The organism is Methylophaga sp. SB9B, from assembly GCF_004832235.1.
GTDB classification, from domain to species: Bacteria; Pseudomonadota; Gammaproteobacteria; order Nitrosococcales; family Methylophagaceae; genus Methylophaga; species Methylophaga muralis.
In genome coordinates, this window is the sequence record NZ_SSXS01000012.1 from 115,614 (window position 1) to 125,647 (window position 10,034).

At 45.2% G+C, this 10,034-nt stretch carries 10 protein-coding genes; 3 read left to right on the plus strand and 7 right to left on the minus strand.

The window, feature by feature from the left end; translation table 11 throughout:
• Position 1: 1 nt before the first annotated feature.
• From cydD to E8Q33_RS12725, 5 genes are read right to left on the minus strand one after another with little or no spacing between them, the layout of a single operon-like run.
• Complete coding sequence (cydD, locus tag E8Q33_RS12715; protein ID WP_136555187.1) at positions 2-1,684, minus strand: thiol reductant ABC exporter subunit CydD; 1,683 nt, start codon at positions 1,682-1,684, stop codon at positions 2-4.
• A 3-nt stretch (positions 1,685-1,687) separates the two neighbouring features.
• Positions 1,688-1,939 (minus strand): cytochrome d ubiquinol oxidase subunit II, encoded by a 252-nt coding sequence (locus tag E8Q33_RS16580; protein WP_305792041.1) that lies wholly within the window; start codon positions 1,937-1,939, stop codon positions 1,688-1,690.
• Entirely contained in the window at positions 1,936-2,688 is a 753-nt protein-coding gene (gene cydB / locus E8Q33_RS12720; RefSeq protein WP_305792042.1) for a cytochrome d ubiquinol oxidase subunit II, read from the minus strand. Before cydB ends, E8Q33_RS16580 begins: the two co-directional genes overlap by 4 nt.
• The gene (locus E8Q33_RS15715) at positions 2,685-2,867 is read right to left on the minus strand and encodes a hypothetical protein (protein ID WP_211116166.1); all 183 of its coding nucleotides are present in this window, start codon (positions 2,865-2,867) and stop codon (positions 2,685-2,687) included. Before E8Q33_RS15715 ends, cydB begins: the two co-directional genes overlap by 4 nt.
• Before the next feature lie 26 nt (positions 2,868-2,893).
• Positions 2,894-4,081 carry a cytochrome ubiquinol oxidase subunit I gene (locus E8Q33_RS12725; protein ID WP_211116167.1) on the minus strand — a complete coding sequence of 396 codons (1,188 nt, stop codon included), beginning with the start codon at positions 4,079-4,081 and terminating at the stop codon, positions 2,894-2,896.
• A 320-nt stretch (positions 4,082-4,401) separates the two neighbouring features.
• On the opposite strand from E8Q33_RS12725, the gene E8Q33_RS12730 reads away from it, so the two are divergent.
• The 3 genes from E8Q33_RS12730 (at position 4,402) to E8Q33_RS12740 (ending at position 9,270) form a co-directional block, all read left to right on the plus strand.
• On the plus strand, positions 4,402-4,926 hold the full coding sequence (locus E8Q33_RS12730) for a hypothetical protein (RefSeq protein WP_136555188.1): 525 nt from the start codon (positions 4,402-4,404) through the stop codon (positions 4,924-4,926).
• A 325-nt stretch (positions 4,927-5,251) separates the two neighbouring features.
• On the plus strand, positions 5,252-8,119 hold the full coding sequence (locus E8Q33_RS12735) for a ribonucleoside-diphosphate reductase subunit alpha (protein ID WP_069296914.1): 2,868 nt from the start codon (positions 5,252-5,254) through the stop codon (positions 8,117-8,119).
• Positions 8,119-9,270, plus strand: coding sequence for a ribonucleotide-diphosphate reductase subunit beta (locus tag E8Q33_RS12740; RefSeq protein WP_136555190.1), 1,152 nt, complete (start codon positions 8,119-8,121; stop codon positions 9,268-9,270). Before E8Q33_RS12735 ends, E8Q33_RS12740 begins: the two co-directional genes overlap by 1 nt.
• Before the next feature lie 246 nt (positions 9,271-9,516).
• Here E8Q33_RS12740 and E8Q33_RS12745 read toward each other — a convergent pair whose 3' ends face one another.
• Complete coding sequence (locus E8Q33_RS12745; protein WP_136555192.1) at positions 9,517-9,852, minus strand: hypothetical protein; 336 nt, start codon at positions 9,850-9,852, stop codon at positions 9,517-9,519.
• A gap of 104 nt (positions 9,853-9,956) precedes the next feature.
• Positions 9,957-10,034 (minus strand): integrase core domain-containing protein (locus E8Q33_RS16810; RefSeq protein WP_136553694.1); only part of this gene is annotated, 78 nt, incomplete at its 5' end.

Sequence of the window (10,034 nt, forward strand, 5' to 3'; positions counted from 1 at the left end):
ATCAGTCATCCCCTTTAAACTTAAAATGGAGCTGCTGATCGGCAAGCGCTAATACCTCAGGATCATGGCTGGATATCACTAAAATACACTGTGATTTTAACTCTGCTAGTACCGCCAAAACATACTGCCGACTCTCGGCATCTAGACTGGCCGTTGGTTCATCCAGCAATATTAAAGGTGCAGGCGAAAGTATGACTCTCGCCAACGCCATTCGTTGTAACTGACCACCGGAAAGCCCTTCACCATGTTCATTAAGTTGACTGTCTAAGCCATTGTCTCTATTTAAAATTAAGGTTTCCAAACCTAACTGAATCAATGCCTTTTGCATTGCTTGTTCAGTGGCTTGTGGTGCCAGCACCGATAGGTTATCGGCCCAGCTGCCGTTAATAATCCAGGGCTTTTGTGGCAGATAACGAATCGCTGTTTTAGTGATTGGCTGGTTATTCAATAGCAGCTCACCGGACACTGATGGCAGATAACCTGCCAGGGTATGCAACAGAGTGGTTTTACCACTGCCGGAAGGGCCGCTAATCACCAGACACTGCCCTGTCGTTAACTCGATATTTAAAGGCCCCTGTATTTTTTCATTGGCGCTATAACCGATAGAGAGATTAGTGGTGATCAACTTGGATATCGCCGAATTAGATTGTTGTTTTGATATGACATCTGCAGGAAGGTTTTTAGTTATGTCTGACTGATCCAGATATGTGGCAATTTGCGTCGCGGCTGCCAAAGCAGCAGCCCGATCATGATAGAACTGGGAAAGATTTCGTAGTGGCTGAAAAAACTCCGGTGCCAGCAGCAAAATAAATAAACCACTGAATAACGTGATATCAGCCGACGGACCCCAGCTAATCGCGCCTAACAGGGAAAAACCAATATAAATAGCGATAGTGGCAATAGCCACGCTGGTAAAAAACTCTAAAACGGCTGAGGATAAAAACGCCAGTTTCAGTGTTTTCATCACCACCTGCCGGTAATCCTCACTGCGTAAATTCACTTCAGTTAATGCGGCAGATTCGGCAGCAAACAGTTTTAATGTGGTGAGATGTTTGACCCGATCCAAAAAATGACCAGCCAGACGCTGGCGTTGGTTGAAGAAACGCTGATTAATGCTTTCAGCGCCCATCCCGACTAAAACCATAAACAATGGAATCAATGGCGCTGCCAGCAATAAAAATATGGCGGCCAGCCAGTTGTAATAAAACACAACAAAAACAATGATTAGTGGTGTAAGTACTGCCAATAATTGCTGTGGCCAGAATCTGGCGAAATAGCCATCCATCGCCTCGACATCTTCAATTAACTGGCTGGCAGCTGAACCGGGAGATCGTTGACTATGTTGCAACGCGCTGATTTGACGCCACTTGAAAAGGATCTGATTTCGTAACGCCTCACGTGCATACAAACTTGCCAGCTGAGCGTAATGTTCCTGAGCCCTGACCAGCACTGATCTTAAAATAAGTGCCAGTACCATCAGGCCAATAATTAGGGATTGTTCAACCAGCGACTGCTGTTGAATGAGTACTGCGTAGGTTAATCGTGCCAGTGCATACCACTGCACAATCATCGCAATCGATGCCATAACGCCCAGCAACACCGCCAGATACAATCGGCTGTGTTGCTGCTGCGTCAGATTTTTGAGTAATAAACGTCCGGCATTGATCAGGGATTTATCATGCATTCGCTAATGATAACCGCCTTTTACCTTGCCGCGGAAAATCCAGTATGACCAGGCGATATAACCCAATACAAATGGAATAACAAACAGGAAACCTAACAACAGGAACAGTTGTGATTCATAGGCCGAAGCCGCATCCCACAATGTGTAATCCGGTGGCACCAGATAAGGCCATTTACTTGCCAGCAATCCCAGATAGGTGAACAGAAACAATCCCATGGTGGCCACAAACGGCAAGCCTTCCTGCTGTTTTTTCACTGAGCTATAAATGAGATAGCACTATAAAGTGCTAAAAGTGGTAAAAACCAAATGATTGAGAAACCATGGAACCACCGCTCCATTACCCCTGCGTCAACAAATGGCGTATAGATACTGATGATGGCAAACACTAATAACACCAACACTAGCAGACGAAGCGTCACCCGATACGCCCATTGCTGAAGTTCACCCTCGGTTTTCATAATTAACCAGGTACTGCCCAATAACGCATAACCCGCCACCAGACCCAAACCGGTAATAATGGTGAAAGGCGTTAACCAGTCAAACGCACCACCAACATAAACAAAGTTGTCAGTTGCAAAACCCTGAACATAGGCACCAACCACCGCGCCCTGAGCAAATGTAGCAACGAATGATCCACCGGCAAACGCCCAGTCCCATATGTATTTAGTGGTATTTGCCTTAAAGCGGAATTCAAATGCCACACCGCGAAAAATCAAACCGGCCAGCATCAGAAACACACCTATATATAAAGCGGGCAGAAATACCGAGTAAACCAACGGGAATGCACCTAACAACCCGGCACCGCCCATTACCAGCCAGGTTTCATTACCATCCCATACCGGCGCTACCGAGTTCATCATAATGTCGCGTGAGTGATCATCCGGCGCGAAGGGATACAGAATGCCCTGCCCCAGATCAAAGCCATCCATCAACACATACATCATCACCGAAAAGCCAATAATCCCGGCCCAGATAATCACTAAATCAAATGGCTGTTCCATCATAGACCTCCGTCTAAATTGGCATTGGCTGCGGATATCGGCCGTTGGGCTTTTTCAACATCAGAATCAGTTTGTTCAGCATTGGCTGTTTCCAATCCACCGCGGAACACACTCATCAGATAAAACACCCCGGCACTGAATACCATGGCATAAACAAGGACGTATCCGATCAAAGTAAACAACGCCATACCACCGGTAAGTGATGGGGTTAAACCTGTGCATGAGTCATTTGTTCGTAGATTAACCAGGGTGCCCTGCCGGTTTCGGTGACAATCCAACCTGATAACACGGCGATAAACGGTGACAGACTCATCACTCTTAACCCGTTAAGGAAAGGTTTACTTTCAAGGTAGCGATCGCCTCTGCGGAGCCAGAGTCCTGCCAGGCCAAACAACACCATCAGCATGCCCATTGCCACCATCACCCTGAAGGCCCAGAACACAATAAATACCGGCGGCTGCATTTCGGGAGCGACTTCATTTAAACCTGGTACTTCACCATCCCAATCATGGGTTAGGATAAAGCTCGCCATTTTGGGGATTTTGATTTCATAAAGATTTTGTTGATTCTCTTGATCTGGCAAGGCAAATAACAGCAACGGCACACCAGTCCCTGTCTCCCAGTTACCTTCCATCGCGGCAACTTTCATTGGCTGATGTTTGAGCGTATTCAGGCCATGAAAATCACCAACCACTACTTGAGCTGGTGCCAAAATCAATATCAGCCACAACGAAATAGACAATGCTTTTTTATTGGCTGCCAATTCACGTTTTTGCATGATGAACCAGGCTGACACCCCTGCGACAACAAAGGATGCGGTCAAAAATGACGCCAGTGCCATATGCAGAAAGCGATATCCGAATGAAGGATTGAAGATGGCATCTGTCCAGGAAGCGACATAATACAGGCCGTCACGCAGCACCAAACCATCAGGTGTTTGCATTAATGAGTTGGCTGATAAAATCCAGAAAGAGGAAATAAAGGTACCTAACGCCACCATCATTGCCGCGAACAGATGTACACCTTGCGGGACTTTATCGCGACCAAATAACAACACGCCAAGAAAAGCTGCTTCCAGGAAAAAGGCGGTGATAACTTCATAGCTGAGCACCGGCCCAAGAAAATTGGCGGTTGCATAGGAAAAATTACTCCAGTTGGTGCCAAACTGGAATGACATAACAATGCCCGACACCACGCCCATGCCAAACACTACGGCAAAAACCTGAATCCAGAACTTCGAAAGTCGCTGCCAAAGTGGATTTCCTGTCTTTAATGACAAAGCTTCCAATACAGCTATGAAGCTCGCCAGACCGATGGTAAATACAGGAAAGATGGCATGAAAACACACCACGAACGCAAACTGAATTCGTGACAGTAAGAGCGGATCGAGTTCCATGGTGACTCCAATTTAATAATGCTGCAGACAGATCTGATAACACGCACAGCTTAAGCTACGTTTACATTCAGTTTTATGACTAAAAATATCATAAGAAGTGCTACGCAAAATTGACTGGGATCAACTTTTTTTCAGTTACAACAATAAACTGCACTTAAACATAGGTTAAGCAAGCCGAGTGATGAATTGTTTATCCTGACAGTTGTCATGGTTATATAAGACATTGTTATGAACAAGGTCTTTTGTTATCGATTTAGGAATGATATCCGCTGATTACAGCGTTAAACCTGAATCAATTTTGTCTCTCAGGAGGAAGCAATATGGAAGTAGAAATTCAAGATGAAAAACATACTGGTCGTGTAGCTGCCGTCTATAACAACGAAGCAACAGCTAAAGCGGCCAAACAAAAACTCATCGACAATGGTATTGCCCCCGGCATCATTAATATTGTTCGACCTGATGACAGCAATATCAGTAAAAAAATTGAACCCGATAGCCATGGCATTGCCAAAACCATCGTTAAATCACATGGTTGGCTGGGTTTGATTGGGATGATTGTCGGTATTTTGATAGCGACGATTTTAGTGTCCAGTGGTCCTGAAATGACTCAGTCCAGCCCCCTGTTTACTTATATTGTATTTATCTTTTTTGGTTTAATTTTCGGCATGATGCTGGCGGGTTTGATTTCAATCCGTCCTGATCATGATCCGCTGATAACCAAAACCATTGAAACCAGTCAGGAACATCGTTGGACAGTCGTTGTGCAAACAGACGATCAAGATGATATCGATTTGGTTAAAGAATTATTGGAAAATTCTGCCGTCTCAACGAGCGAAACGCTCTAACTTTTGGTATTTTCATCTCACAACGAGTCGGTACTTTCCGGCTCGTTGAGGAGAATGACTACAAGTTGTTCTCATATACCCACCACAATAAAAAAATAATTTATTTCTTCACCAAATTGGATCACTTTCGGTGATCGCGCATGGCGTCTCAGTTACCGCCCGATCACCCTAAAGTTATCCACATCTAATGCACAATTTATGTGCAACTTATCCCCTTGCTAAGACTTCAAAAACACATTATCTTGTGGTTCAATCACGTTGCGACCACAATTTGTTGTGGTTTGCCGTTTATTAAGTCTTACCACACAATGCAGGGAAAATCACTATGGCGAGCGAAGCAGAAAACTACATCCAACCCTCTTCCGAAACCGGTTACAAAGTTATCCGTCGTAACGGCAAGGTCACCGAATTTAATAGCAGCAAAATTGCTGTTGCCTTAACTAAAGCCTTCCTGGCGGTTGAAGGTCAGGCTGCTAAAGATAGCCGACGTATTCACGAAACTGTTGCCGAACTCACCAGCCAAGTCAGTGAAAATCTGCTGCGTCGTTTAGACGATGGTGGCACCGTGCATATCGAAGATATTCAGGATCAAGTTGAACTCGCTTTGATGCGTGCCGGTGAATATAAAGTTGCCCGCTCGTATGTGGTTTACCGTGAACAACAATCACAAAAACGTGCTGAAGAAGAACGCAAGCACCCACAACCTGCCAACGAATCAACATTGCACGTTACGTTAGCTGATGGCACTCGCCAGCCATTAGATATCGAACGTCTGCGCAACCTGATTGATGAAGCCTGTGAAGGCCTTGCTCAAGTGGATAATGCTGCCATCCTGCGTGATACCCAACGTAATATTTTTGATGGTGTGTCTGAAAAAGACGTCGAAAAAGCGCTGATCATGTCAGCCCGTACTTTTATCGAAAAAGATCCTGCCTACAGCACCTTGGCTGCTCGCCTGCTGATGGACAGCATTCGTCGTGAAGCATTGAGTTTTGTCTACAAAACACCTCGCCAGGCATCACAAGGTGAAATGGCAGATCAATATAAAGACTATTTCAAAACCTACGTTCGCACCGCCATTGAAAACGAACTGATTGATTCAGAACTGGGTTTGTATGATCTGGAACGTCTGGGTAACGCTTTGAAACCAGAAAATGATTTCAGCTTTACTTACCTTGGCCTGCAAACTCTGTATGACCGTTACTTCATTCACTATGACGGCACCCGTTTTGAATTGCCACAAGCCTTTTATATGCGTGTCGCAATGGGTCTGGCGATTAATGAAATCGATCGTGAAGCCCGCGCTATTGAGTTCTACAACCTGCTGTCGTCTTTCGACTTTATGAGCTCTACGCCGACATTGTTTAATGCCGGTACTTTGCGTCCACAATTATCATCTTGCTATCTGACAACCGTGCCTGATGATCTGAGCGGTATTTACAGCGCGATGCGTGATAACGCCTTGCTGTCTAAATATGCTGGTGGTCTGGGTAATGACTGGACTCGCGTCCGTGGTTTGGGTGCTCATATCAAAGGCACTAACGGTAAATCACAAGGTGTTGTGCCGTTCCTGAAAGTAGCTAATGACACTGCAGTTGCGGTGAACCAAGGTGGTAAACGTAAAGGTGCAGTTTGTGCGTACCTTGAAACATGGCACATCGACGTTGAAGAATTCCTGGATCTGCGTAAAAACACCGGTGATGATCGTCGTCGTACCCACGATATGAACACCGCCAACTGGATTCCTGACTTGTTCATGAAACGTGTTGCCGAAGAAGGTCAATGGACTTTGTTCTCACCAGAAGAAGTGCCAGATCTGCATGATCTGACCGGTCTGGGTTTTGAAAAAGCCTATGCTGAATACGAAGAAAAAGCGGCACGCGGTGAGATCCGTAACTTCAAAACCATGCCTGCCACCGACCTGTGGCGCAAAATGCTCGGCATGTTGTTTGAAACTGGCCACCCTTGGATTACCTTCAAAGATCCTTGTAACCTGCGTAGCCCGCAACAACACATTGGCGTAGTTCACAGCTCAAACCTGTGTACTGAAATCACCCTGAACACATCTGATCAAGAAATCGCGGTCTGTAACCTCGGTTCGGTCAACATGGTTCAGCACATTGATGCCAATGGCAAACTGGATAAAGAAAAACTCAACCGCACTATAAAAACAGCCATGCGGATGCTGGATAACGTCATTGAGTACAACTATTACAGTGTGCCGCAAGCGCGTCATTCCAACCTGCTGCACCGCCCTGTTGGTTTAGGCATCATGGGCTTCCAGGATGCATTGTATAAATTGCGTATTCCTTACAGCACCGAAGAAGCAGTGAAATTCGCTGATGAATCAATGGAAGCGGTCAGCTACTACGCGATTGATGCGTCTTCTGATTTGGCTGCAGAACGTGGCAAATACAAATCTTACGAAGGCAGCTTGTGGAGCAAAGGCATTCTGCCGATTGATTCCATCAAGATCCTTAAAGAAGCACGTGGCGAGTATCTGCAACAAGACGAAAGCAAAACCATGGATTGGGATGCACTGCGTGACAAAGTCAAACGTCAAGGCATGCGCAACTCAAACACTATGGCGATTGCACCGACAGCCACGATTTCAAACATCTGTGGTGTCAGCCAGTCGATTGAACCGACTTACCAAAACCTGTTCGTTAAATCGAACCTGTCTGGCGAGTTCACTGTTATCAACCCATACATGGTTGAAGACTTGAAACAACGCGGTTTGTGGGATGACGTCATGATCAATGACCTCAAATACTATGATGGTAGCTTGCAAGCCATTGACCGTGTGCCAGCGGAATTGAAAGCCCTGTACACCACCGCATTTGAAATGGATGCACGCTGGTTGATCGAAGCCGCATCACGTCGTCAAAAATGGCTGGATCAAGCACAAAGCTTGAACCTGTACATGGCGGAACCATCCGGTAAAAAAATGGACAATCTGTACAAACTGGCGTGGGTACGTGGCCTCAAAACCACTTATTACCTGCGTTCAATGGGCGCAACCGGTGCCGAGAAAACCAGCACCGCGCCAACTACAGCAACAACTGCTAAACCGTCTGCACCACCTGTGTTAAAGCCGGTTGCCAAACAAGAAGATGACTTTATTTCAGGCGAAGGTATCGATGCACCGAAAGCCTGTTCAATCTTGGAACCAGACTGCGAGGCTTGCCAATAATGTTTAACTGGGACGATCCACTTGCCGAGAAACCGGCAACCGATGTTGTCGACAACGCACTGTTGCCGCCGTCACAACAAGCCGCCAATGAACTCGACACACCTGAGCCAACCAAAGCCAGTGTCAGTGAATTGCCGCCATTAAATGCCAAAGCGATTAATGCAGACGACAAACGTGTGGTCAATGGACAAGCTGATATCAATCAGCTTGCTCCTTTCAAATATCCGTGGGCGTGGAATTACTTCTTAAACGCTAACAAAAACCACTGGACGCCACTTGATATCAACATGGCGCAAGACGTTCACGACTATCGTCATAAACTGACTTTGGAAGAACGTCATGTCTATGAAAACGTGCTGTCTTACCTGACCACTTCCGATATTCTCGCCATGCGTAATATCGGTCTGGCGGTTATGGAAAAAATGACCGCGCCGGAATTGCAGATTTATCAGGCACGTCAGGTTTATGAAGAAGCATTACATACCTGGACTTACCAGCACTGCATCGAAACCATTGGTCTGGATCAAAGTGAAATCTACAACCGCTACCGCGTGGTTCCAGAGATTTATCAAAAGATCAAACTGGCCAATGATCGTCTCGATACCGTTATGCGTAGCGATATCGATCTGCGTGATAAAGACGAACTGGAAAACTTCGTCATGTCCTATGCGTTTTTCGCTGGCATTTTCGAAGGCAGCTGGTTCTATAACGGCTTCTCACCGATCTTTGCTCTGCAACGTCGTGGTCTGATGAAAGGCACCGGCGAACAGCTGCAATACATCATGCGTGATGAAGTCATGCACGCCTCGTTCGGTATTCGTGTTTGCAAACAAATCATCAAAGAAGAAAACGTCAAACTGGATCCAAAGAAAATCCAGGAAATGTTTGAAGAAGCCGATGCGGCTGAAGCAACCTACGGTGGCTACATTCTGCGTGACCCAATCCTGGGTTACTCAAAAGAAGCTCACCACGGCCAATTCCGCTACACCGCCAACCGCCGTGCCAAACAATTAGGCTTCGAAGAACCCTTCCCAGGTGCCGAAGCCACCCTGCCCTGGCTTGATGAACAAGCCAATATGCGGAAGGAGAAAAACTTCTTCGAAACCAAGGTCACCGAATATCAAACCGGTGGCGGTTTGAAATGGGATTGATTTAATCAGTCTGTCCTTAACATTAAGTTTGAGTTATTAACATTAATCATGAGGCAAAATAACATTAAAAATACGAATTTAAATCGCCATTTTTGAGTTATTTTACGAATATGGATATTCAAAAAGGGTTCTGAGAAACCATCTCTTCAAATGTTAAAAAGCCCTCGAATCAGAGGGCTTTTTATTTGTATGATGTTGTAAACATGATTTCGAATCAAGTAGATATACATACCAAGCTACTAATCTTTATTCGCGTTCTCGTTCAAAATTAAATTCAATTCCACTTATAACATTACTGAAGTCATTTTCGTCAAGATAACCAAAATAATCCGTACTTAGTCCAATATCTAGAACTTGCATAAAATCTTGAAAATTGTACAAAGTCGGTTCACCGTTATTTTCAAGCAAATTTTGGCTAATACTGGCCGTTTTTGCTATCAAACATGTATATTGATATTGTTTATCTATAAGTGATGTATTACCGTTGGGATGAGCCGCTTGGAGGTGTTGTCCACTGGTCAAAGCAATAAGATTTTCATAGAAATCAACCAATTTAGGAAATTCATTCTTTTGTGGCTCCATTTTTTGATTTCAGAGTAGATGCGTTCTTTAACCTCTTTATCAGCTATATCACCAATGACCTTTCCCCTGAATTAGTACCAGTCCCATGATGAGATTTGGCTACTTTATGCTGCCTGTTTAGCGTATTCAACTGGCGGCATGTAATTCAGTGAGCTATGCGGCCGGACATGGTTGTAATGCTC